General features: G+C 73.6%; 17 protein-coding genes and 3 pseudogenes. 10 read left to right on the top strand and 10 right to left on the bottom strand.

Annotated features, from left to right (window positions below):
- Positions 1 to 105: 105 nt before the first annotated feature.
- Entirely contained in the window at positions 106 to 1464 is a 1359-nt protein-coding gene (locus EDD39_RS30115) for a hypothetical protein (RefSeq protein WP_123562098.1), read from the bottom strand.
- A gap of 9 nt (positions 1465 to 1473) precedes the next feature.
- On the bottom strand, positions 1474 to 2220 hold the full coding sequence (locus EDD39_RS30110; protein ID WP_123562096.1) for a hypothetical protein: 747 nt from the start codon (positions 2218 to 2220) through the stop codon (positions 1474 to 1476).
- Between the two features lie 26 nt (positions 2221 to 2246).
- On the opposite strand from EDD39_RS30110, the gene EDD39_RS30105 reads away from it, so the two are divergent.
- On the top strand, positions 2247 to 3125 hold the full coding sequence (locus EDD39_RS30105) for a glycosyltransferase family 2 protein (RefSeq protein ID WP_208765683.1): 879 nt from the start codon (positions 2247 to 2249) through the stop codon (positions 3123 to 3125).
- A gap of 54 nt (positions 3126 to 3179) precedes the next feature.
- Here the strand turns inward: EDD39_RS30105 and EDD39_RS30100 are convergent, their stop codons facing one another.
- Complete coding sequence (locus EDD39_RS30100) at positions 3180 to 4211, bottom strand: NAD-dependent epimerase/dehydratase family protein (protein WP_341869342.1); 1032 nt, start codon at positions 4209 to 4211, stop codon at positions 3180 to 3182.
- Positions 4212 to 4369: 158 nt separating this feature from the next.
- Here EDD39_RS30100 and EDD39_RS30095 point away from each other — a divergent pair, with 158 nt between their 5' ends.
- From EDD39_RS30095 to galT, 3 genes and pseudogenes are all read left to right on the top strand, one after another.
- Positions 4370 to 5737, top strand: coding sequence for a tetratricopeptide repeat protein (locus tag EDD39_RS30095; protein WP_244257361.1), 1368 nt, complete (start codon positions 4370 to 4372; stop codon positions 5735 to 5737).
- A 545-nt stretch (positions 5738 to 6282) separates the two neighbouring features.
- On the top strand, positions 6283 to 7926 hold the full coding sequence (gene pgm / locus EDD39_RS30090) for a phosphoglucomutase (alpha-D-glucose-1,6-bisphosphate-dependent) (RefSeq protein WP_123562090.1): 1644 nt from the start codon (positions 6283 to 6285) through the stop codon (positions 7924 to 7926).
- Positions 7927 to 8094: 168 nt separating this feature from the next.
- Positions 8095 to 9176: pseudogene (gene galT, locus EDD39_RS30085) on the top strand (galactose-1-phosphate uridylyltransferase).
- 189 nt (positions 9177 to 9365) lie between these two features.
- Here galT and galK read toward each other — a convergent pair.
- On the bottom strand, positions 9366 to 10511 hold the full coding sequence (gene galK / locus EDD39_RS30080) for a galactokinase (protein ID WP_123562088.1): 1146 nt from the start codon (positions 10509 to 10511) through the stop codon (positions 9366 to 9368).
- A gap of 158 nt (positions 10512 to 10669) precedes the next feature.
- Between galK and EDD39_RS30075 the strand changes: the two genes are divergently transcribed.
- The 3 genes from EDD39_RS30075 (at position 10670) to EDD39_RS30065 (ending at position 13480) form a co-directional block, all read left to right on the top strand.
- Positions 10670 to 11452, top strand: coding sequence for a DeoR/GlpR family DNA-binding transcription regulator (locus EDD39_RS30075; RefSeq protein WP_123562086.1), 783 nt, complete (start codon positions 10670 to 10672; stop codon positions 11450 to 11452).
- A gap of 106 nt (positions 11453 to 11558) precedes the next feature.
- Complete coding sequence (locus EDD39_RS30070; protein WP_123562083.1) at positions 11559 to 12815, top strand: sensor histidine kinase; 1257 nt, start codon at positions 11559 to 11561, stop codon at positions 12813 to 12815.
- A complete protein-coding gene (locus tag EDD39_RS30065; protein WP_123562081.1) occupies positions 12809 to 13480 on the top strand; it encodes a response regulator in 672 nt (223 codons plus the stop codon). The genes EDD39_RS30070 and EDD39_RS30065 overlap by 7 nt, the downstream gene beginning before the upstream one ends.
- Positions 13481 to 13579: 99 nt before the next feature.
- On the opposite strand, the gene EDD39_RS30060 is transcribed toward EDD39_RS30065, so the two are convergent.
- On the bottom strand, positions 13580 to 14476 hold the full coding sequence (locus EDD39_RS30060) for an IS982 family transposase (RefSeq protein ID WP_123554944.1): 897 nt from the start codon (positions 14474 to 14476) through the stop codon (positions 13580 to 13582).
- A 75-nt stretch (positions 14477 to 14551) separates the two neighbouring features.
- Positions 14552 to 15505: an IS481 family transposase gene (locus EDD39_RS30055; RefSeq protein ID WP_123562079.1), complete on the bottom strand. Its 954-nt coding sequence runs from the start codon at positions 15503 to 15505 to the stop codon at positions 14552 to 14554.
- A 173-nt stretch (positions 15506 to 15678) separates the two neighbouring features.
- Between EDD39_RS30055 and EDD39_RS30050 the strand changes: the two genes are divergently transcribed.
- Positions 15679 to 16836, top strand: a complete 1158-nt coding sequence (locus EDD39_RS30050; RefSeq protein WP_123562077.1) for an IS701 family transposase — start codon at positions 15679 to 15681, stop codon at positions 16834 to 16836.
- 216 nt (positions 16837 to 17052) lie between these two features.
- Here the strand turns inward: EDD39_RS30050 and EDD39_RS30040 are convergent.
- Positions 17053 to 18056 (bottom strand): annotated as a pseudogene (locus EDD39_RS30040) (IS5 family transposase).
- A 159-nt stretch (positions 18057 to 18215) separates the two neighbouring features.
- On the opposite strand from EDD39_RS30040, the pseudogene EDD39_RS30035 reads away from it, so the two are divergent.
- Positions 18216 to 18467, top strand: a pseudogene (locus EDD39_RS30035) (hypothetical protein); the annotation flags it as partial.
- A gap of 24 nt (positions 18468 to 18491) precedes the next feature.
- Here the strand turns inward: EDD39_RS30035 and EDD39_RS30030 are convergent.
- The 3 genes from EDD39_RS30030 to EDD39_RS30020 all read right to left on the bottom strand — a co-directional run bounded on the left by EDD39_RS30030 (position 18492) and on the right by EDD39_RS30020 (position 21835).
- Positions 18492 to 19016: a nucleotidyltransferase domain-containing protein gene (locus EDD39_RS30030; RefSeq protein ID WP_244257360.1), complete on the bottom strand. Its 525-nt coding sequence runs from the start codon at positions 19014 to 19016 to the stop codon at positions 18492 to 18494.
- Between the two features lie 224 nt (positions 19017 to 19240).
- Positions 19241 to 20431, bottom strand: a complete 1191-nt coding sequence (locus tag EDD39_RS30025) for a glycosyltransferase family 4 protein (RefSeq protein WP_123562069.1) — start codon at positions 20429 to 20431, stop codon at positions 19241 to 19243.
- 165 nt (positions 20432 to 20596) lie between these two features.
- On the bottom strand, positions 20597 to 21835 hold the full coding sequence (locus tag EDD39_RS30020) for a hypothetical protein (protein ID WP_123562067.1): 1239 nt from the start codon (positions 21833 to 21835) through the stop codon (positions 20597 to 20599).
- 318 nt (positions 21836 to 22153) lie between these two features.
- On the opposite strand from EDD39_RS30020, the gene EDD39_RS30015 reads away from it, so the two are divergent.
- Entirely contained in the window at positions 22154 to 23014 is an 861-nt protein-coding gene (locus tag EDD39_RS30015) for a helix-turn-helix domain-containing protein (protein WP_123562065.1), read from the top strand.
- Positions 23015 to 23342: the final 328 nt, after the last annotated feature.

Raw genomic sequence — 23342 nt, 5'->3', positions numbered from 1 at the left:
CCTGCCCCAACGGCCAAACCTCAGTGAGCGAGCCCGGGCCAGGGACACGCGCATTGTCGCTCCGGCTCAAGACCTGCCCCAGGGTCTGGTGGCGAACCCCGGAGATCACGCCAATACCGGGCGGCTGTTCCACAGCTCCTCGTCCGTGCGGTCCCGTAGGGGCGTGAAGACCCAGGGGGCGAGTCGGGGTGCCGGAACGGCGGCGATCTGCTCGGTGGGGTGGAGCAGCCCGCGAGCGCACTGCTCGGCGGTCCAGACGGTGATCCGGGCGTGAGGGTCGGCGGGGTTGACGCCGATCTCTCCCTTGGGGCCGCACGTCGCGTTGTAGGGCAGGGCGGCGCGCCGGCGGTTCCAGTAGGTCCACGCCTCGGCGGCCTTCTCCTGTTCGAAGAGGTGGTAGAGCTGGGGGTAGCGGTCCAGGAGGCGGACTTCGCGGAACAGGAGCTGGCCGAGCAGCGGGGTGGCTGCGGTGCGCAGGCCGTCGGTGTCCGTGCCGGTGAAGGCGAAGGCGGTGGCGTCGGTGGCCGGGGTGAGGGCGGTGGCGGTGAAGCGGTGGCAGAGGCGGTCGCGGACGAAGGCTGCGGCGTGCTGGGACAGGCCGGGTTCGATGGCGTCGATGAGGTCGAGGAGGCGTTGGTGGCCGGGGCGGAAGCGGCCAATGTCGAAGAGGGTGCCCATGGTGTCGACGGCGGTGAAGGCGAGTTGCTTGTAGAGGTGGTTGTTCATCTCGCCGCGTTCGGCGAGGTCCTTCGTCGCGGTGCTGGTGGAGTGGAGCATCAGGTACTCGGAGGTGGTCTCGAAGTAGAGGTAGCCGAGGTAGGGCATGACCGGGACGGCGGCGGCCAGTTGGTCGAGGAACGGCCCGGCGTCGGGGTGGCGGCGGCCGGTGGCGGTGGCGAGCATCAGGTCCAGCAGGGGTGCGGCGGCGCGGACCCGGTCGGTGACGGACCGGGTGACCTGGTGGTCCTCGGCGGGGGTGAGGGCGTGGCGGTGGCGGTCGAAGGCGCGCAGGTGGACGGGGCCCAGGCGCAGGTAGTCCAGGCCGGCGCCGGGGGCCGGGTGGTCGGGGGAGACCTGGATGACCAGGGGGGTGCTGTCGCGTCGGCTGTCGAGGTCGGGGCGAGCGTCGAGGAGGTGGGCGCCGAGGTTGTGGGGGCGCAGCGCGCCGCCGGGCATCGGGGTGAGCGGGGAGCCGTAGACGGCGGCGGCGAGGCAGCCGGTGGAGGCGAGCAGGTGGCCGCTGGTGCGGATGGCGTCCAGGGAGCGCGTCAGGTGCAGCAGGTGCATCGGACGGCCGGTGGCCAGGGCGGTGAGCATGGCGTTGCCGTCGGGCCGCAGCAGGTGTCCGCCCGGGGTGCGCCGGAGGCGCTGCTGCCAGTGGTCGGGGGTGGCGGCGAGGCCGGCGGGCAACTGCGCGGTGGGGGCGTCGAGGTGGGTGTGGGCGAGGTCCCAGTCCGGGTGCACGGTCGTCTCCTACTCGGGTCGCAGGGCGCGGAGCGCCAGGTGGAGGGCGTGGGTGTCGCTCGCGCCGTCGAGGCGGGCGTGTTCGGTGCGGATGACCAGGTCGTGGGCGAGGAGCGGGGCCCAGGCGGGGACCTGGAGGCGCAGCAGGTGCAGGTCGGGCCACCAGCGGGTGGCGGGCAGGCGGTAGCGGTCGAGGGCGTCGGCGGCCTTGAGTACGTCGACGGCCGTGCGGTGCCGGTGGTAGGTGGCGCGCTGGTCGGCGGTGAAGGCGTGGTGGGGGACGTCGTGGAGGGCGACGGCGGTGACCGCCTCGGGGCCGGGCACGTGGCCGAACGCGGAGCTGAGACAGGTGGGGTGCTGGGTGAGCCAGTGGGCCGCACGGGCGCCGTGGCCGGGGTCGGTGCGGTCGTCGTGGCGGCGGCAGTCGTGGCAGGCCGCCGCGGCGGCGAGCGCGAGCACCCGGTCGGGGCCGAGGCCGACGGCGAGGAACTGGACGAGGACGGCGACGCGGGCGCCGTGCAGCACGCCGTGCAGGGAGGTCGCGGTCTCCGGCCGGGCGAACCAGGACGGATCCGGTACCAGCGGGGTCGCGGGGTGTGGCAGTCTGGGCCGCGCACCCGGACCGCCCGGCCGCTGGCCGGCGATCCACGCGAGGGTCGGCCGGTCCATCACCTGGTGGTCGGGCAGGCGGCCCGCGGCCGCCGACTCGTGCAGCGGCAGCCGGCCTGCGTCGTGGGGTGTGGGTGGAGAGTTCATCGAGTCCTCGAAGGGTCGGGTCGGACATGGGCGTCACGCTGGGCGTAGTGGTGCTGACGATGGGGAACCGGCCCGCCGAGCTGGTGGCGCTGCTGGAGTCGGTGCGGGCGCAGGAGGGCTCGGAGTCCGGGGTGCGCACGGTGGTGCTCGGGCAGGGCATCGAGCTGCCCGAACTCCCGGGGTGGGTGGACGCGGTGGAGCTGCCGGAGAACCTGGGGATCCCGGGCGGGCGCAACGCCGGCGTGGAGCGGCTGCGCGAACTGGGCGGCACGGACGTGCTGGTGGTGCTGGACGACGACGGGCTGCTGCCGCGCGCCGACACCTTCCGGCTGGTCCGGGAGGCGTTCGAGCAGGACCCGAAGCTCGGCATCGCCTCGTTCCGGATCGCGGACGAGACCGGCTTCACCCAGCGCCGCCACGTACCCCGCCTGGGCAAGTCCGACCCGATGCGGTCCGGGCCGGTGACCACGTTCCTCGGCGGCGGCCACGCCATCCGGATGTCCGTGATCGACCAAGTCGGCCTGTTCCCGGCCGAGTTCTTCTACGCGCACGAGGAGACCGACTTCGCCTGGCGGGCGCTGGACGCCGGCTGGGGCATCGACTACCGTGCCGACCTGGTGCTCCAGCACCCGCGCACCGACCCGGCCCGGCACGCCGCCTACTACCGGATGACCGCCCGCAACCGGGTCTGGCTGGCCAAGCGCCACCTCCCCGCACCCCTGGTGCCGGTCTACCTCGCCTCCTGGATCGGCTACACCCTGCTGCGCCGCCCGCCGCTGGCCGGCTTGAAGGCGTGGTGGGGCGGGTTCTTCGAGGGGGTGCGGGTGGCGTGCCCGCCGCGCCGGCCGATGCGGTGGAGCACGGTGCGCCGGATGGCGCAGCTGGGCCGGCCGCCGATCTTCTGACGGCCAGACCCAGCCGAGCCCAGCCGGGCCCAGCCCGGCCCGGCCGGGGCGGGTTCAGGCGGCCAGGGCGGCCGGGGGACCGTCGGCGGTGAACCAGTCGGGGACGGCGCCGGGGGTGGAGCGCAGCCAGGTGACGTACCGGTCGATGCCTTCGGTGAGGCCGATGGCGGGCGTCCAGCCGAGGAGTTCGGTGGCCAGGCTGGTGTCGGCGTAGCCGCCGAGCGGGTCCCCGGCGGGCATCGGGGCGTGCTCGAAGCGGGCGCCGGGGTAGCGGGCGGCGATCAGCTCGCCGATGCGGCGCACCATGGTCGGCACGCCGGTGCCGACGTTGACCGTCCGGCCCGCCATCCGTTCGGCGACCAGCACGAGGATCGTGGCGCGGGCGACGTCCTCGACGTGCACCATGTCCCGTACCTGCGTGCCGCCGCCGTTGAGCCGGATCGGGCGGCCGGTGTGCGCGGACATGGCCATCCACGGGACCATCCACGAGTGCGAGCCGGGCTTGGGGACCTGCGGCTCCCCGTAGACGGAGAAGTACCGGACGATCGCGTGCTGCGTGCCGGAACCGTCCAGCATCAGCCGGGTCTGCTGCTCGCCCCACGCCTTGGTGTTCGCGTAGACGGAGACCGGGTCCAGCGGCTGCGCTTCGGTGAAGACCGCGGGGCCGTCGGCGGCGGTGCCGCCGTGGCCGTAGACGGACGCGGAGGAGACGAACACCAGCCGCCTCACCGCCGAGCCGGCCACCGCGTCCAGCACACTCTGGGTGCCAGCCAGGTTGCTGGCGAACGCGGTGCGCGGGTGGCGGGTGCAGGCGGCGACGTCCGCGTACGCGGCGGCGTGGATCACGTAGTCGCAGCGCTCGACGAGGGAGCGCACCGTGGCGCGCTCCCGGACGTCGCCGAGCACGACCTCGGCCGCGTTCAGGTCCACGCCGAAGCGCTCGCGCACCGGGTGCGGATAGGCGTCGAACCGGTCCAGGACCAGCGGGCGGGCCCCGGCGGCGGCGAGCTGGGCGACGACGCGGCTGCCGACCAGGCCGCCGCCCCCGGTCACCAGCACCGTCGCGCCCGCGAGCTGAACGGTCACAGCTGACTTTGCGTCAATCATGTTGATCTACACCTCTGTTCGGAGTCGGGTGGATGCCTGAAAGTGAAGCCTCCGGGGCCCGGGCGGCGGTACCGTGTTCGCTCCCCCTCCTGGTTAATCCCGTTCATGATCAACGCGCGGTCGTCCCAGGGAGCGAAGTGAACCCCAGCGCCGAACCGAACCGGCACCTGGCAGCCGTCCTGGACGAGGCCGGGTGGACCTACGAAGCCCTGGCCAGAGCGGTGCGGGCCGTCGCCGCCGAGTCCCGGGTCGAACTGCGCACCTCGAAGGCGGCCGTCCACCACTGGGTCGTCAACGGGACCAGACCGGCGGGCAGGACACCGCTCTACATCGCCGAAGCGCTCAGCCGCAGGCTCCGACGCACCGTCACGCCGGCCGAGATCGGTCTAGGCTCCGAACCCGTCGAGGACACCACCCGGGCGCTGCCCCTCGACCCCCTCGCCGCCGCCGCCGACCTCGGAAGGCTCATCATGCTGCGCCGCCGCGACTTCCTCGCCACCACCTTCTCCGCCGCCGCGGTCGGCCTGCCGCTGGCCTACGACCACCAGGCCGCCGCGGCCGCGCTCAGCGCCGCCGCCGGCAGCCGCCGGATCGGGCCCGGCGAGATCGCCGTCGTCCGGCAGTTCACCGAGATGTTCCGCACCGCCGACGAACGCCTCGGCGGCGGCCACGGCCTGGTCGCCATCACTTCCTACCTCACCGACGTCGTCACCCCGATGCTCAAGGGCGCCTTCCCCGACAGCGCCGTCCGCACCGAGGCGTTCGGCGCGGCCGCCGAACTCGCCACCCTGATCGGTTGGAAACTCCACGACCACGGCAGCGACGGCGCGGCCCAGCGGTTCTACCTCCTCGCCTACCAGTTCGCCTGCGAGGCCGACCCGGCGGGCCGCGCCGCCTGGGCGATGCGCGCCCTCGCCCACCAGGCCCTCGACCTCGGCCACCACACCGGCACCGCCGCCCTCGCCGATGCTGCCCTTCACCGCACCCGCGGGCGCGTCGACCCGAGCACCGAGGCCCTGCTGCTCATCACCGCCGCCCGCGCCAACGGAGCCTCCGGCAACCGGGCCGCCGCCGCGAAGCTGATCCTGGCCGCCGAGAACGCGATGCTCGCCGCCGCCGAACCGCCCCCTGCCTACGCCGCGGCCTCCGGGCCCGTCGCCGCTACCGTCGCCTCCCACACCGGCAAGACGCTCACCGCGATGAAGGACCACGCCGCCGCCGAACGCCACTACCGCGCCGCCGTCCAGCACCGAGTACCCGGCACCTACCGGCGAGGCCGGGCCCTCACCCTGGCCAACCTCGCCAAGACCGTCGCCGCCCAGCACCGCCACGAAGAAGCCGTCACCCTCTGGGCACAGGCCCTGGACCTCATGGAAGGCGTCGCCTCCGATCGCGCCACCGTGGAACTCGACACCATGAGCTCCGCCCTGCGCCTCTACACCAGCCGCCGCATCCGAGGGGCCGCAGAGCTGCACCGCCGCGCCGCCGCACTGCGACGTGCATGACGCAGCCGCCCGCCCCCGACCACCTCGGGGCCGGTCCGCCACATCGCCGGCAGGACACCCGTGGATCCCGCGGTCCTCGCCCGGCTGCACACCCAACTCGGCCCCGCCATCAACACCGGTGACCTCGCCGCCCGCTACCGGCGCCGCCGAACCCGCCGCCGAGGAACAGCGCCGCCCGTCCAACCCGAAGAAGTCCAAGGCCCAGCCCCAACAGCGCACCGCCCAGAGCACCGGCAGGCCCAATCCGGGCCGGCGCACCGGCGGCCTGTCCCGGGAGCTCCGGCGCCAGGTGGCGCACTCCAGCTTCCTGGAGGGCTCCGACGAGTCCACCGCGGCCGATGGCCGAGTCGATCTCCACGGGGGCAACGTTCGCCAGGGTCCGCGTCGACTCCCGAGGCGCGGGGCTTCTCGGTGCCCGGCGCCGGTACGCGTCCGCCGGTGCGCCGTCGGTCACACGTTCCACGGCGTTCCCGCAGTTGACGCACTGTGGCCCGCATGATGGTCGACGGGCATCCTTGCCGTACCGACCGAGGGGAAGAACCACGATGGTGCACGCACGGGCGGGCCAGCCGGCCCAGCCGCAGGACCTGATCGACGTCGCCCGCCTGGTGACGGACTACTACGCGCTGCACCCCGATCCGGAGGACGTCGGCCAGCGGGTCGCGTTCGGCACCTCCGGCCACCGGGGCTCGTCGCTGCGCACCGCTTTCAACGAGGACCACATCGCCGCGACCGCGCAGGCGATCTGCGACTACCGGGCCGAGCAGGGCACCACCGGCCCGCTGTTCCTCGGCATCGACACCCACGCGCTGTCCGAGCCGGCCCGCGCCACCACGCTGGAGGTGCTGGCCGCCAACGGCGTCACCGTGCTGCTGGACACCGCGGACGGCTACACGCCGACCCCGGCCGTCTCGCACGCGATCCTCGCCCACAACCGCACCCGCCCCGCCGCGCTCGCCGACGGCATCGTGGTGACGCCCTCGCACAACCCGCCCGCCGACGGCGGCTTCAAGTACAACCCGCCGCACGGCGGCCCCGCCGACTCCACCGCCACCGGCTGGATCGAGCGCCGCGCCAACGCCCTGCTCGCGGCCGGCCTGGAGGGCGTGCGCCGCGTCCCGTACGCCCGGGCGCTGGCCGCCGACACCACCGGCCGCTACGACTTCCTCGGCCGTTACGTCGACGACCTGCCCGCCGTCCTCAACCTGGACGCCGTCCGGGACGCCGGCCTGCGGATCGGCGCCGACCCGCTCGGCGGCGCCTCGGTCGCCTACTGGGGCCGGATCGCCGAGACCCACCGCCTCGACCTCACCGTGGTCAACCCGCTCACCGACCCGACCTGGCGCTTCATGACGCTGGACTGGGACGGCAAGATCCGGATGGACTGCTCCTCCCCGTACGCGATGGCCTCGCTGATCGACAAGCGCGACGCCTACGCGCTGGCCACCGGCAACGACGCGGACGCCGACCGGCACGGCATCGTCACCCCCGACGGCGGGCTGATGAACCCCAACCACTACCTGGCCGTCGCCATCGACTACCTGTATCGCCACCGCGAGGGCTGGCCCGCGACGGCCGCGGTCGGCAAGACCCTGGTGTCCTCCTCGCTGATCGACCGGGTGGTCGCCGGGCTCGGCCGCGAGCTGCTCGAAGTCCCGGTCGGCTTCAAGTGGTTCGTCGACGGGCTGCTGAACGGCAGCGTCGCGTTCGGCGGCGAGGAGTCCGCCGGCGCGTCCTTCCTGCGCCGCGACGGCTCGCCGTGGACCACCGACAAGGACGGCATCCTGCTGGCCCTGCTCGCCTCCGAGATCACCGCCGTCACCGGCAGCACCCCCTCCGCGCTGCACCGCGAGCTGGTCGCCCGGCACGGCGACCCGGTCTACGCCCGGGTCGACGCCCCCGCCGACCGCGCGCAGAAGGCCGCCCTGGCCGCGCTGGACGCCGACCGGGTCACCGCCGACACCCTGGCCGGCGAGCCGATCACCGCCGTCCTCACCCACGCCCCCGGCAACGGCGCCGCGATCGGCGGCCTCAAGGTCACCACCGAGAACGCCTGGTTCGCCGCCCGCCCCTCCGGCACCGAGGACGTCTACAAGATCTACGCCGAGAGCTTCCACGGCGAACAGCACCTCGCCCAGGTCCAGTCCGAGGCCCGCGAGCTGGTCGGCGACGTCCTCGCCAAGGCCTGATCGGCCCCGTCGCGGCCCGTCCGGCCTCCCCATGCCGCCACCCCTCCGGTCCGACGGACCGGAGGGGTGTTGCATTGTGATGCCCTATGTTCGAAGATGTTCGTTGTGTCGGCTCACCCAGCCCGCCCTGCCCCGAGCCGCGACGCGAACCACGAGGAGTGTGCCGCCGTGCACAAGACGGTGACCGAACTGGCCGACGGCCGCGAACTGATCTACTACGACGCCGCGCCCACCCCCCGCGACGCCGTCGACCGGCGCCCGCTGGAACCGGCCGCGAGCGCCTCAGAGGTCCGGATCGACCCGCTCACCGGCGACGCGGTCACCATCGCCGCGCACCGCCAGGGCCGCACCTACCACCCGCCGGCCGACGAGTGCCCGCTCTGCCCGTCCCGGGACGGGCGGCTCAGCGAGATCCCGGCCGCCGACTACCAGGTCGCGGTCTTCGAGAACCGCTTCCCGTCCCTCGCCGACTCCTCCACCGCCCACGTCGCCCCCTGGTCCGACGGCCCCTACGCGCTCACCCCCGGCACCGGACGCTGCGAGGTGGTCTGCTTCACCTCCGACCACGACGCCGCCTTCGCCGACCTCACCGAAGAGCGCGCCCGCCTCGTCCTGGACGCCTGGACCGACCGCACCGCCGAGCTGTACGCCCGCCCCGGCGTCCGCCAGGTCTACTGCTTCGAGAACCGCGGCGCCGACATCGGCGTCACCCTCGGCCACCCGCACGGCCAGATCTACGCCTTCCCGTTCACCACCCCGCGCACCTCCCTCGCCCTCGACCGCGCCGCCGCCCACCTCGCCGCCACCGGCCGCAACCTGTACGACGACGTCCTCGCCGCCGAACGCGCCACCGCCGGCAAGCCCGACTCCCGGGTCGTCCTGGCCGGCGAGCACTGGACCGCCTTCGTCCCGTTCGCCGCCCGCTGGCCCTACGAGGTCCACCTCTACCCCAACCGCCGCACCACCGACCTCACCACCCTCGACGCCGACGCCCGCGCCGAGTTCCCCCGCGTCTACCTCGACCTGCTGCGCCGCTTCGACCGCCTCTTCCCCGTCCCCGCCCCTACATCGCCGCCTGGCACCAGACCCCCCGCTCCGCCCCCACCGAACTCGCCCTCCACCTCGAGCTGTTCACCCTGCGCCGCACCGGCGACAAGCTCAAGTACCTGGCCGGCACCGAATCCGGCATGGGCGCCTTCATGAACGACATCAACCCCGAAACCGCCGCCCGCACCCTCCGCGAGCTGTAATCCCCCCGCCGCACCCCGCCCGCCCCCTGCGCCGAGAACCCGCCCGACCCCCGGGCGGGTTCTCCCTTTCCGCCCCCGCCCCCCGTCTCGCCCCTCCCTCCCTCTTTCCCTTCCCTCCCTCTTTCCCCCGCCGCACGCGAAGAGCCCGCCCGGGAAACCTCCCGAACGGGCCCTCGACCCTCCAGCCCCCTACTGCACCCGGTGCGCGCCCTGCGAGGGCACCGCCGGGAACGCGTGCGGGGCGCCGTACCCGGCCGCCTCGAACGCCTCCCGGACGGCCTGCTCGACCTCCGCCAGCCGCCCGGTCTCCACCAGGACGAGCACCGAGCCGCCGAAGCCGCCGCCCATCATCCGGGCGCCCAGCGCGCCCGCCGCGTTGGCGGTGGCCACCGCCAGGTCCGTCTCGGGGCAGGAGACCCGGTAGTCGTCGCGCAGCGAGGCGTGCCCGGCGGTCAGCACCGGCCCCAGCGCCCGCGGGTCGCCCGCGTCCAGCAGCGCGACGGCGTCCAGCACGCGCCGGTCCTCCGTCACCACGTGCCGCAGCAGCGGGCGCAGTTCGGCCGGCAGCTTCTCCTCCGCCGCGGCCAGCTCCCCGGCCTCGACGTCGCGCAGCGCCCGCACCCCCAGCAGGTCGGCGGCCCGCTCGCAGCCCGCCCGCAGGTCCGCGTACGCGCCGTCGCCGAGGTCGTGCTTGACCCGGGTGTCGATCACCAGCAGGGACAGGCCGACCGCGGGCAGGTCCAGCGGCACCTGGCGGCCGGTGAGCGTCCGGGTGTCCAGGAAGTAGGCGTGGCCCGCGACGCAGCAGCTGGACGCCATCTGGTCGAGCGCGCCGCACGGCACCCCGACGTAGGCGTTCTCGGCGCGCTGGGCGAGCAGCGCCCGGCCGGGGGCGTCCAGGCCGAGGCCGTACAGCTCGTCCAGGGCGAGAGCGGTGGCGCACTCCAGCGCGGCGGACGAGGACAGGCCGGCCCCGGTCGGCACGTCCGAGGCGAACGCCAGGTCGGCCCCGCCCACCGGGTGCCCGGCCTCGGCCAGCGCCCAGAACACCCCGGCGGGGTACGCCGCCCAGCCGGGCACCGACCCGGGGGCCAGCCCGTCCAGGGCGAACTCCACCACCCCGCCGTCGCCCTGCGCGCTGACCAGCCGCACCAGGCCGTCCGAGCGGCGGCGGGCCGCGACCCGGGTGGCGTGCGGGAGCGCGGCGGGCAGCACGAAGCCCTCGTTGTAGTCGGTGTGCTCGCCGATCAGGTTGATCCGGCCGGGGGCGGCCCAGATGCCGTCGGGGGAGTCGCCGAAGGCGGAGGCGAAAACGGCGGCGGTATCGGTGGTCATCGGGCGCTCCAGCAGGCGTTCACGGACGAGCAGGTGACATAGTCAACACATTCAAACACACAACCCCACATCCAAACAGGCCCCGTTCGGCCACCGCCGAACTATGCTGAGGCACTCTCCTGCCCGCTCTCCCGCTCCCACCCTCGTGGAGGACCACAGTGACCACCGACGGCGGACTGCTCGCCGACCAGCGCCGGGCCCTGATCCTCGACCTGGTCCGCCGGGACGGGGCGGTCAAGGTCGCCGAACTGGTCGACCAGCTCGGGGTCTCCGACATGACGGTCCGCCGCGACCTGGACGCCCTCGCCCGCACCGGCGCGGTCCGCAAGGTCTACGGCGGGGCCGTCGCCCGCACCGCCGCCGCCGACGAACCCGCCTTCGAGACCAAGTCCGCCCTGGCGCCCGAGACCAAGGCCGCCCTCGCCGAGGCCGCCGCCGCCCAGGTCCAGCCGGGCACCGTGGTCGCCGTCTCGGCCGGCACCACCGCCTACGCGGTCGCCGCCCGCCTGCTCGACGTCCCGGGCCTCACCATCGTCACCAACTCCCTCCCGGTCGCCGAACTCGTCCGCACCCGCGGCGACAACGGTCCCGCCCTCCTGCTCACCGGCGGCGCCCCCACCCGCTCCGCCGCCCTGGTCGGCCCGCTCGCCGACCAGGCCATCCGCTCCCTGCACGTCGACCTCCTGATCATCGGCGCCCACGGCGTCAGCGAACGCGCCGGCCTCACCACCCCCAACCTCGCCGAGGCCCAGACCAACCGCGCCCTGATCGCCTCCGCCCACCGCACCGTCGCCGTCGCCGACCACACCAAGTGGGGCATCGTCGGCCTCAGCAGCTTCGCCGCCCTCACCGACCTCGACTGCTTCATCACCGACCAGGCCCTCCCCGCCGAGGCCCAGGCCGTCCTCACCGAATCCTGCGGCGCCCTCCTGCTCGTCTGAGCCCCGCCCGTCCCCGCTCAACCCGGGACGCGACCGTCGCACCGCACTCCGCCACGGCCGTCCCCTCCACCGGTTATAGGGTCGGGACCGCGGAGGGGGTGGACGGATGGGTGTCGCGGTGTGGGCGGCGGTGCGGCGGCGGCCGGTGCGGTTCCTGGTGTCGTGGTGGCCGTGGCGGGGGTGGGCGCTGCTGGTGACGGGCGCGGTGCAGGGGGCGGTGGTGCTGGTCGCGCTGGCGGCCGGGCTGCTGGTCGGGGTCGGGCTGTCGGTGCTCGGCGTCGGGGTGCTGGTGCTCGGGTGGACGGCGCTGCTCGGGGTGCCGGTCGGCGCGCTGGAGCGGTGGCGGCTGCGCCTGGTCGAACCGGAGCGGCTGCCCGACCCGCACCGCAGTGCGGCCCGCGGGCTGCGCGGGCGGCTGCGGGAGCGGGCGAGCCGGCGCGAACTCGCCTACGCACTCGTCCAGTCCACCGTGTTCGCCGCCGCCGGGCTGCTGTTCGCCGCCGCGCTGGCGTTCTGCCTGCTGCTGCTCTCCGCCCCGGTGTTCATCCTGGCGGTCAGCCCGGACACGGTGATGCTGTGGCCCGGACGGCCCGTCTCCGGCCCGCTGGACGGCTTCGCGGCGAGCGCCGCCGGTCTGCTCGGCCTGGTCGTCCTGGCGTACAGCGGCGCCCTGCTCGCCGGAGCCCAAGTGCGGCTCGCCCAGCAGCTGTTGGGCCTGCGGGACACCGACCTGGGCGTCCGGGTGGTCGAACTCACCCGCTCCCGGGCCCGGTTGGCGGACGCCTTCGAGGCCGAGCGCCGCCGGATCGAGCGCGACCTGCACGACGGCGCGCAGCAGCAACTCGTCGCCCTGGGCATGACGTTGGGTCTGGTCGAGCTCGAACTGCGCGGCCGGGACACCCCCGCCACGGCCCTGGTCGCCCGGGCCCGCGGCGAGGCGAAGCTCGCCCTGGAGCAGCTGCGCACCCTGGTCCGCGGCATCCACCCGCAGGTCCTCACCGACCACGGACTCCCGTCCGCGGTCGCCGAGTTGGCGGCCCGGCACCCCGTCCCGGTGCTGGTCGACCTGCACCTGCCGCGGCGGCTGCCCGGCCCGGTGGAGAGCGCCGCCTACTTCACCGTCAGCGAGGCGCTCACCAACGCCGCCAAGCACAGCGGCGCGGACGGGATCACCGTCCGCGGCACCCTCGACGCGGGCGCGCTGCGGCTGTCCGTCACCGACAACGGCCGCGGCGGCGCCGACCCCGGCGCCGGGGCCGGCCTGCAGGGGCTCGCCGACCGGCTCGCCGTCCTGGACGGGCGGCTCACCGTGACCAGCCCGCCCGGCGGGCCCACCCGCCTCGAACTGGAGGTCCCGTGCTGAAGATCGTGATCGCCGAGGACGCCGTCCTGCTCCGGGCCGGCCTGGTCGAACTCCTCGAACGGGTCGGCCACCGGGTGCCGGCCGCCATCGGCGACGCCACCGCCCTGGTCCGCGCCGTCGACGCCGAACGCCCCGACGCGGTCGTTACCGACGTCCGGATGCCGCCCGGCCACCGCGACGAAGGACTGCGCGCCGCACTGGAGTTGCGCGGACGCCACCCCGGCCTGCCGGTCCTGGTGCTCTCCCAGTACGTGGCCACCGCGTACGCCACCCGGCTGCTCGGCGCGGGCTCCGCCGACCGCGGCGGGCTCGGCTACCTGCTCAAGGACCGGGTGCTCGAGGTCGGCGACTTCCTCGACGCGCTGGAACGGGTCGCCGCCGGGCAGACCGTCATCGACCCCGAGGTGGTGCGCATCCTGCTCGCCCGGCACACCGCCGACGACCCGCTGCGCCGCCTCACCCCGCGCGAGCGGGAGGTGCTGGGCCTGATGGCCGAGGGCTGGAACAACCAGGCCATCGCCCAGCGGCTGACCGTCACCGAGGCGTCCGTGGTCAAGCACGCCGGGAACATCTTCATGAAGCTCGACCTGGACCCGGCCGAGGGCAACCGCCGGGTCCTGGCGGTCCTCGCCCACCTCAACCACGTCGCCGCAGCGGACAGTTGACCGGCCGAAGCCGGCACCCCCGGCGCCGTCCCCCGCGTGCCCCCGCGGCAGCGGACGCGGACAGGGCCTAGACGAGTAGTTCCGAAGTCGGTTAGTCGGTCAGTGGTCGTAGGCGATCAACGAGCGTGTGACGGGTTGGCCGGTGGCCCGGTTGTGCCAGATCGCGCAGGTCATTGCGAGTAGCCGTTGGCCGACTCGGGCGCCGAGGCCCTCGATGGTGCGGCCGCCGTGCTGTTCGAGGCCGAGTTGGCCCTTGAGGGTGTCGTTGACGGACTCGATCAGCTGGCGGACGGACTTCAGCAGCCCTTCCCCGGGGCGTGGGGTTCGGTTGCGGTAGGACGGTCGCAGCAGTTGGGCGCCGTGCTGTTCGAGGAAGCGGTCGAGTTCGGCGGAGACGTAGCCCTTGTCGGCGAGGATCAGCAGGCCGGGCCGCTCGCGGGCCAGCTCCGGTTCGGTTTCGACGAGCGCGGCCAACACCTCGCGCTCGTCGACCTTCGGACTGGCCAGGGCCCAGGTGACGGGGAGTCCGGCCGGGGTGCAGACCAGGTGCAGTTTCAGGCCCCAGAACCAGCGTGAGTGCGAGCGGCTGTAGCCGTAGCCGGCCCACCCGGCCAGGGCCGAGCGGCGCACGGTGTCGCGGGAGCGCCCGCACTCCACGGGTGTGGAGTCGGTGATCCACACCGGGTCCGCCCACAGGTCGGTGTCCCGGGCCAGGTCGCGGATCGCCTGCTGGAGCAGCGGGCGCGCGGCGCGCAGGCGCTTGTTGTAACCGGGGCGTTCGGGCAGGTGCGGGAACATGCCGCGCAGGCGGGCGCGGGCGAAGCGGATCCAGCGGGCCTCGGAGTGGAAGCCCAGCAGCACCTGGGCCACGGCCAGGCACACCAGTTCCGAGTCCGTCAGCCGCGGCGGGCGCCCCAACCAGCGCGTTCGAGGCAGATGATCATCGATCCACACGTAGAGTGCCGTCAGGAGGGTGTCCAGCTCTTCGGTCGTCACAACCCGAAGCCTGGACACCCTCCCCGCATGTCCGAAGCAGAACAGCCAAAGACACCCGACTTCGGAACTACTCGTCTAGGTGTTCTGACCCGTGAGGTTGGGGACGCGGCTGGCGGGTGGCTTGCCTGCGAGTGCGGTGTGTCCGCGGTGGTGATTGTAGGTGTGGAGCCATTCGGGGTAGGCGTCGCGTCGTTCCTGCTCAGTTCGGTAGGGCTTGGCGTAGGCCCATTCGTCGAGCAGGGTGCGGTTGAAGCGTTCGACCTTGCCGTTGGTCTGGGGCCGGTAGGGCCGGGTGCGCTTGTGGGTGGTCCCGGTCCGGGCCAGGGCGTCGCGCCAGGGGTGGGACTTGTAGCAGGAGCCGTTGTCGGTCAGGACGCGCCGGACAGTGATGCCGGCCTGGGCGAAGAACTCGTGTGCTCGGGTCCAGAACGCGGCGGCGGTGTCCTTGCGCTCGTCGGGCAGGATCTCGCTGTAGGCCAGGCGGGAGTGGTCGTCGACGGCGTTGTGCAGGTAGCTGTAGCCGGCCCCGGCACGGGTCTTGCGCCCGGCCGCGCGTCCGAGGGTCTTGTGGCCTCCGCCGTCGGGGATGTTGCCGAGCTTTTTGATGTCGACGTGGACCAACTCGCCCGGCGAGTGGTGCTCGTAGCGTCGGATCACTCGGCCGGTTGCCCGGTCGAGGTGGTTCAGGCGGGCAAGCCGGTAGCGGGTCAGCACGCGGTGCACGGTGGCCGGGTTCAACCGCAGCAGGTAGGCGATGCGGGCTGGTCCCCATCTCCGCAGGACGCGGACCTTGATGATGCGCCGCTCGGTACGGGTCGGGGTCCGGCGCGGGCTGTGGTGCGGGCGGCTGGAAAGGTCGCTCATGCCGGCCTCTCCGAGGGCGCGGTAGCGGTCGGCCCAGCGCTTGGCCGTGGTCGGCGAGACCTGGAAGCGCTCGGCGGCCCGGCGAAGCGGCCAGCCGTCCTCGACCACGCACCGGGCCAGACGCAGGCGGCCGGTCTCGGTCAGCGGTGCATTAGAGTGCGGCATGAGGGCCTTTCTGGTCGCCGGGTAGATGTCGCAATCCACACCGAGCCAGAAGGCCCTCACTCATTTCAAGATCACCACACCGTGAACCCCGTCACCAACCTCCGTGGTCAGAACACCTAGTACTGCAACGGTGCTTATCGTGTCGGTTGTTGGGTTCGTTCGTTGGGCTGTTCATGGGTGGGGACATATCCGAGGTCGATGCTCGTCGCTGGTCGGATGGGCTGGCCGGGTTGCATGAGCGGTTTGCTCATCGGTTCGCGCGGAGCGAGTCGCGCGAGTCGGCAATGGCCTACATGCGTGGCCTGCTGGCGCCGTTGGAGCGCAAGAACGGCTGGACGGTGGCGGAGGAGGCAGGTCACGGCGGGCCGGACCGGATCCAGCGGCTGCTGAACCGGATCGACTGGGACGCCGACGGGGTGCTCGACGACGTGCGCGGGTACGTGGTCGAGCACCTGGCGGACCCGGGCGGCGTGCTGATCGTGGACGACACCGGGTTCCTGAAGAAGGGCGTGCGGTCGGCCGGCGTCCAGCGGCAGTACTCCGGCACCGCCGGCCGGACTGAGACCTGCCAGGTCGGAGTGTTCCTCGCCTACTCGGGCAAGTTGGGCCGGACGTTGATCGACCGGGCGCTCTACCTGCCGAAGTCCTGGACGGACGACCGCGAGCGCTGCCGGGCGGCCGGGATCGGTGACGAGGTCGAGTTCGCGACCAAGGTCCAGCTCGCGCGGGCGATGGTCCGCCGTGCGATCGACGACCGGATCCCGTTCCGCTGGGTGACCGCGGATGCCGGCTACGGCTGCAGCAAGGGCTGGCGGACCGAGTTGGAGCAGGCCGACGTCTTCCACGTCGTGGCCACCACCCGGCACGACACCGTCGTCACCCGGCGGGCCCTGGACCACCGGCTGCACGACCTGATGGCCGATCTGCCCCGGCAGAAGTGGAAGCGCCGATCCTGCGGCGACGGCGCCCACGGCCTGCGGATCTACGACTGGGCGCGTGTGGAGGTCCGGCCCTGGCACCGCCCCGACCGCAGGCACTGGGTCCTGGCCCGCCGCAGCATCACCGACCCGGCGAAGATCGCCTACTACATCGCCTACGCGCCCGCCGAGGCCACACTGAACGAGCTGATCGCCGTCGCGGGTGCCCGCTGGGCGATCGAGGAGTGCTTCCAGACCGCGAAGGGCCAGTGCGGCCTGGACGACTACCAGGTCCGCCGCCACCCGGGCTGGTACCGGCACATCACCCTGGCCATGGCCGCCCACGCCTACCTGACCGTCCTGCGGGCCCAGCAGCTCGAAAAGGGGCCGGACCAGATCGAACGCCAGACCTGATACCCCTCACCCTCCCCGAGATCCGCCGACTGATCACCGGCCTCACCCGGCCTGCCCGCCGCAGCATCGACCACGTCCTGCACTGGTCCCGCTGGCGCCGCCGACGCCAACACCAGGCCCGGACCAGCCACTACAAGAGACGAGGCCACAGCCCAAGAGCTGAAACCTCGTCACCCTAAGCACCGTTGCAGTACTAGGGAGCGTATTCGGTCGTGATCAAGGGGTGGGCTTGGTGAGGTCCTTGATCCAGATCATCGAGGCGCGGAGGTGGAGGCCGGCGAGGTAGCTCTCGGATGTCTTGTCGAACCTGGTGGCGATGCCTCGCCAGGCCTTCAGCCTGTTGATCAGGCGCTCGACAGTGTTCCGCTCCTTGTAGAGCTCGGTGTCGTGGCCGACGGGCCGGCCGCCCCTGCTGCCCTTCTTCTTTCGGTTGGCGGCCTGGTCCCGCTTCTCCGGGATGACCGCTTTGATGCCGCGTTTGCGCAGGTGGTTGCGGTTGTCGCGGGAGGAGTAGGCCTTGTCTGCGGCGACCGCGTCGGGCCGGGTGCGGGGGCGGCCGATGGGGCCGCGGACCCGGACCCTCGCCAGCACGGGGATGAACTGCGGGCTGTCGGCGGCCTGTCCCTCGGTCAGGATGATGGCAAGCGGGCGGCACTTGCGTTCGCCGGCGATGTGAACCTTGCTGGTCTGCCCGCCTCTGGAGCGTCCGAGCAGGGCCGCCTTCAGTCGGAGTCTGTGTCTGTGTCGGACGCGTCGTCGCTCGTTCCGTTCCGGGTCGTCTGTGGTGTCCTGCCCGTCTTGTTCCTTCGGGTGGCCCCCTTTTGCCGGGCCTTCTCCGCCTCCTCGGCGGCCTTCTCCAGGTCGGCGAGCGTGTCGGGGTCGAGGTGCATCCCGGCGGCGTCGTGGTGGGCTCGGACGGTGGTGGAATCCACGCTGACCAGCGACAGGTCCACCTCGCCCCGCTTCGCGGCCTCCGCGATCGAGCCTTCCAGCAGAGCCTCGAAGACCCCGGCGTCCCTCCACTGCCGGAAGCGGTTGTGGACTGTTGACCAGGCCCCGAACTCGCCCGGCATCTCCCTCCACTGGCTGCCCGTCCGGAACCGCCAGATCACGCCCTCGAACTGCCGGCGCAGCCGCTCGGGGTACGGGCCGTACTCGCCGACCGGCAGATACGGCTCAATGAACTCCCACTCGCCGTCAGTAAGTTGAACTCGCGTCACACAGTACGGTCTATCGGATCGGGCGCTACCACGAGGGCGAAACCCACAGATTGATCACAACCCGATACGCCCCCTAGGCCGTTTCTTTCAGATCATCTGATCGTTGGTTGGTGTGTCGTTGACTGACGCGCAGCGGGCGCGGGACACAAGTACCGCACCGGCACGCCGTGGATGGATCTACCCGAGCGCTTCGGGCCGTGGAAGGGCGCCCACAACCGGCTGCGGATGCGGGCGGTCGACGGCACATGGGAAAAGGCCTTCACCGCCCTGCTCGCTCAGGCGGATGCCGAAGGAGACCTCGACTGGGTCGTCGCGGTCGACAAGCTCAAGCAATGGCGCGGCCCGGCCACCCGCTACGACAAAACCGCCACCTCCTACCTCGCCGCCGTCTTCATTTGGTCAGCCAGGTGATCCCAATGAAATGGTTTGGGGGACTCAGGGCTCGAAACTCTCAGGCAGCGGGATCCCGAACTTCCGGCACAGCAGGGGGACATCATGGCGATCGACATCACGAGCCGGGTATCCCGTATGGCAGCGCACCGCCCACTCGGCCGACTCGCAACGCACCGCGGTCCCGGCGATGAAACCGTGTCCGGCGAGTGCCTCAGCCGGAAAGGCGTCGCCGTCCACCACGGATCCGTAGTGCAGCGATCCATCCGCAAGAGACTCGTAGAGGTGCAAGTCGACCCGCAAGCCCACGCCGTCGTGCAGAACGAAGTTCCACGGCCTGTCACCAGGCCACGGGAAGATTCGGTCGACGCCGGCCTCCCCGAACGCAACGAACAGCCGGTCAAGATGTACGGCCGGCACCCATAGATCGAGGTCGGAATGATCTCTCGTCTGCTCCCCGAGCAGTGCATCCACGCTCCACCCACCACCCACACACGCATCTACGCCGTGGGCGCGGAGCCGCGCCAGAAGCGCGAGTGCATCCTCGGCTGACATCGCATAGTGGCTCACCGTGCGAAGGTAGAGGGCGGATCGACATCGCATCCAGCGATTTTCACGACTTCACCGGACCGGGTCCCCTGCGACGGACTTCACCGTAGCGCGCGGCCTCCGGTAATCCCGCCACCACTCGCCCTACCTCGGCGTCCGATCCGGCAGCAACGGCTCCATCCGCGCCCACCGCGCGTCAGCCAATGACACACCAACCAGCAATCGGATGGTCTGAAAGAAACGGCCTAGCCGTCCCGCCCCGCCAGCATCCCCGCCAGCCGCCGGGCCGAGGCGTCCCAGGACCACTCCCGGGTCACCCACTCCCGCCCGGCCCGCCCGAACTCCCGGGCCCGGGAAGGGTCCTGGAGGAACTCCAGCACCGCCTCGGCGACCTCTCCGGCCTGCCGCCCGTCGACCACCGTCCCGGTCCGGCCCGGCAGCACCGCGTCCGGCGCGCCGCCCGAACGCCCGGCGACCACCGGCAGCCCGCTCGCCGACGCCTCCAGGAAGACGATGCCCAGGCCCTCCGCCTCCAGCCCCGCCCGCCGGGTCCGGCACGGCATGGCGAAGACGTCCGCCGCCGCGTAGAACCGGGCGGTGTCCGGGTGCCCGTGCCCGCCCGCGAACACCACCGCGTCCGGCGGGCAGCGCCGGGCCAGCCGCCGCAGCCGCGCCCCGTCCGGTCCGTCGCCCACCAGCAGCAGCACGGCGTCCGGTATGTGACGGCGGATCAGCGGCAGCGCCCGGATCAGCACGTCCTGCCCCTTGCGCGGTACCAGCCGGGCCACGCACAGCACCACCGGCCGCCGCCCCAGCCCGTACCGTTCGCGCACCGCCCGCCGGTCCGCCGCCGAGGGCCGGAACACCGCCGGGTCCACCCCCGGCACCAGCCGCTCCAGTACCGCCCCCGGCCCCAGCGCGGGTGCGATCCGGCGCCGGGTGTACTCGCCGAGGTACGTGACGGTGTCGCAGGACGCACCGACCCGGCGCAGCACCCGGCGCGCCAACGGGGCCCGGGCCCACCACACCTCGTGCCCGTGCGTGGTCGCCACCAGCCGCCCCGCCCCAACTCCGTTCCCAGCTCCGTTCCCAGCTCCGTTCCCAGCTCCGTTCCCGGCCCGCCGCAGCGCCGGGGCCAGCGCCGGGGCCATCGCCGCGAGCGGCGCCGCCGCCCCGAACCAGACCCGGTCGCACCCGTGCTCGGCCGCCAGCTCCACCGCCCGCCGGGTCGTCCGCGCCGTCGGCAGCAGCATCCGCACCGGCTCCCGCACCACCGGGAACGGCAGCCCCGCGTCGAACGCCGCCGCCCCCGGCTCGGCCGAGGTCAGCACCACCACCCCCTGCCCGGCCAGCCGGACGGCCATCGCGTGCACGAAGGTCTCGATGCCGCCCTGCCGGGGCGGGAAGTCGTTGGTGACGATCAGGGTGGTGCCCACGGAGGCGTCCTCTTCAAGAGTCGACAAAGCAGTAAATTCCCTTCAGGGCAGGGGTGTTGCGGGCAGGCGGCAGCGCGGCCGCGCACCCGACGGGGGAGCGGCCGGACCGCGGACCAGGGCTCGGACGAGAGGGTCCGGCCGGAGGGGCGGACCGGGGGGCGGGGCTCAGGCGGGCGGGTGCCGCCGGGCCGCGAGGCGGACGAAGGCGGACAGGAACAGCGGCAGCGCCAGGTAGCCGAAGCGCCCGGCGGGGGCGAGCAGGAAGGCCAGCGCCAGCCCGGCCGCCAGCCGGTCGGCGGCCGCTACCGCGCAGCGGGGCGGCCGGAGCAGCAGGGAGAGCCCCACCACCGCCCCGCCGAGCAGCAGCAGCCCGACGGCCGCACCCCACCCGGCCGGGCCGAGGTCCGCGAGCAGTCGGCCCGGCAGCGGGCTGGCCGCCGGGGTGGGCCACGGGCCCCGGCCGAGCGGGAACGCGAAGACCTGGCGCAGCATCGGCCCCGGCGCGCGAAGCAGCCACGGCAGCACCAGCAGCGCCGTCCCGGCCGCCGCGAGCCCGGCGCAGCGCAGCGCCGCCCGCCGCCCGGCGGTCGCCGCGAGCAGCGCCACCACCACGGCGACGGCGGGCCAGGCCGTCCACTTGAGCGCGCCCGCGGCGGCCAGCGCCAGCCCCGCCCCGGTCGGCCGCCCGGCCGCGCCGAACGCCAGGGCCAGGCAGAGCAGCCCGGTCAGCGGCAGGTCGACCCCGCTGGCCGCCAACGCCAGCGCCACCGGCGGCGACGCCACCAGCGCCACCACCCCGGCCCCCGCGTCCGCCGTCCCCGACGGCACGTCAGCCCCCGCCCCGGTCCCCGGCAGCGGCCCGGCCCCCCACCCCGCCCCGACCAGCACCCGCTCCCGCTCCCGCTCCCGCACCGCCGACCGCACCACCGGCCGCGCCCCGACCCGCACGGGCAGCGCCCGCCACGCGGCCCACCCGGCGGCCAGGAACGCGACCGCGCACCAGACCCGCGGATCGGCCACCGGCCCGCCACCGCCCCGGAACAGCGCGTGCGGCAGCCCGAACAGGGCCATCCCGGGCAGGTAGGGCGTCACCTCGGCGGGGCCCGCCGGCGCGGCCAGGTACGGCGAACCGTGCGCCAGCAGCAGGTCCCCGGCCCGGGCCAGCACCGTCACCTCACTCTGCCCGCTGCCCCGCCCGACCAGCAGCACCCCCGGTACCAGCACGGCCCCGCCGAACGCCGTCAACGCGGACAGCCCGACCCCACCCGCACGAGCGACCCCGCGCGGCAGCAGCGCCACGCCCGCGGCCAGCAGGTACCCGACCGCGGCTACGGCCCCCCAGCCCCGGTGCGGCCCGAGCCCCGAAACCAGCGGGAACAGCCCCGCCCACCCGGCGCAGCCCACCCAACCCGCACACCACCACAGGCGTCGTTCCGGAACCCGGTAGCCGGACCGGAGGCATTGGTCGATCACACCCCCATTCCAGTACGGCAGCCGAACCCGGTCATGACGCCCAGGTGGAGACCCGATGGTCGACTTTCCCCTACCGTCCCGCACCGGCCACCACCACCCACCACCCCCCGTCCTCCACCCACCTCCCCGCCCTCACCCACCGCTCTCCCGCCACCCACCACCACCCGCCCCCGCCCCGCCGCTTGCCGGTACGTGCCACTTGGTCTGGACCACTGGACGGAGCCGGGGCCGTTTGCGCACACTGGCGCGATGAGTCTCCGACCGGCCACCGGCCTGGAACTGCACGATCTGGACGTGCCCGACCCGGGGCTGCTGCCATTCGCGGCGGGCAGCTTCGACGGCATCGGGCCGCTCTCCCGGGCGGACTTCCCGCACCGGCACTCGTTCTACGAGCTGGCCTACGTCACGGCGGGCAGCGGCACCCACGTCATCGACCTGGCCGAGCACCGGATCCAGCCGCCCACGCTGTACGCGGTGCTGCCCGGCCAGGTGCACCGCTGGCGCGGGGCGGGCCGGCTGGACGGCTGGGTGCTGCTGTTCAACGAGGACTTCCTGCACCGGCACCCGGAGGACCTGGCCCTGCTGCGCTCGCTGGCCACCGGCCCGGCACTCCGACCGGACCGCCGCGAGCACCGCGAACTCACCGGAATGCTGCGGGAGTTGGTGGCCGAGCACGAGGGCGGCCTGGACGGTGCGCTGGGCGTGCTGCAGGCGCTGCTGCACGTCCTGCTGGTGCGCGCGCTGCGGGTGGCGCGCGGCCGCGGCGCCCCGGCCGCCCCCCGGACGGCGGGCCACCCGCTGGCCGACCGGTTCGTCCGGATGATCACCGACGCCGACCGCACCGACCGCTCGGTCCTCGCGCTGGCCCGCGAACTCGGCGTCTCCGCAGGCTACTTGCACGAGGTGGTGAAGGAGGCCACCGGCCGCACCCCGGCCCGGCTGGTCCGCGAGCAGCAGACCCTGGAGGCCAAACGCCTCCTCACCACCACGGACATGACGATCCGTCAGGTATCGGCGGCGGCCGGCTTCTCCGACCCGGCCTACTTCTGCCGCTTCTTCCGCCGCGAAGTGGGCCGCACCCCGGGCGAGTTCCGCGAGAAGGCGAGCTGACCCCGCCGCCCGCCGCCCGCCGCCCACCGCCCGCCGCAGCCCCGGCACCCCCATCGCGGCCCCGGCACCCCTCACCGCGGCCCCGGCACGGCCCCGCGGGTACACGCCCGGCGAGCTGCGCGCGAAGCCCTGCTGACGCTCCGTCGAACACCGCGTGGCGGAGCCTGAGGAATGCACCACGTCCCGCCGCCCCCGTCCATCGACGGCCCGGGCGGGCAGGGCCTAGCGTCTGAGGCACCCCACCGCGCCGCCGTGTCGGGAGACCCGACCTCTCCAGGTGTCATGTCCCATCCAACGGAATCCGGGCGTGCGGCGACCCACGAAGCAG

The organism is Kitasatospora cineracea (assembly GCF_003751605.1).
In the GTDB taxonomy this organism is placed as follows: Bacteria; Actinomycetota; Actinomycetes; order Streptomycetales; family Streptomycetaceae; genus Kitasatospora; species Kitasatospora cineracea.
Note: the sequence above shows the minus strand (reverse complement) of the source record. Positions and strands in the feature narration are given on the sequence as shown.

Excerpts from the sequence above, each read along its gene's own strand:
- galK (WP_123562088.1), bottom strand. The coding sequence starts at position 10,511 with ATGACCACCGATACCGCCGCCGTTTTCGCCTCCGCCTTCGGCGACTCC.
- EDD39_RS30110 (WP_123562096.1), bottom strand. The coding sequence starts at position 2,220 with ATGAACTCTCCACCCACACCCCACGACGCAGGCCGGCTGCCGCTGCAC.
- EDD39_RS30015 (WP_123562065.1), top strand. The coding sequence starts at position 22,154 with ATGAGTCTCCGACCGGCCACCGGCCTGGAACTGCACGATCTGGACGTG.
- EDD39_RS30050 (WP_123562077.1), top strand. The coding sequence starts at position 15,679 with ATGGGTGGGGACATATCCGAGGTCGATGCTCGTCGCTGGTCGGATGGG.
- EDD39_RS30055 (WP_123562079.1), bottom strand. The coding sequence starts at position 15,505 with ATGCCGCACTCTAATGCACCGCTGACCGAGACCGGCCGCCTGCGTCTG.
- pgm (WP_123562090.1), top strand. The coding sequence starts at position 6,283 with ATGGTGCACGCACGGGCGGGCCAGCCGGCCCAGCCGCAGGACCTGATC.
- EDD39_RS30070 (WP_123562083.1), top strand. The coding sequence starts at position 11,559 with ATGGGTGTCGCGGTGTGGGCGGCGGTGCGGCGGCGGCCGGTGCGGTTC.
- EDD39_RS30105 (WP_208765683.1), top strand. The coding sequence starts at position 2,247 with ATGGGCGTCACGCTGGGCGTAGTGGTGCTGACGATGGGGAACCGGCCC.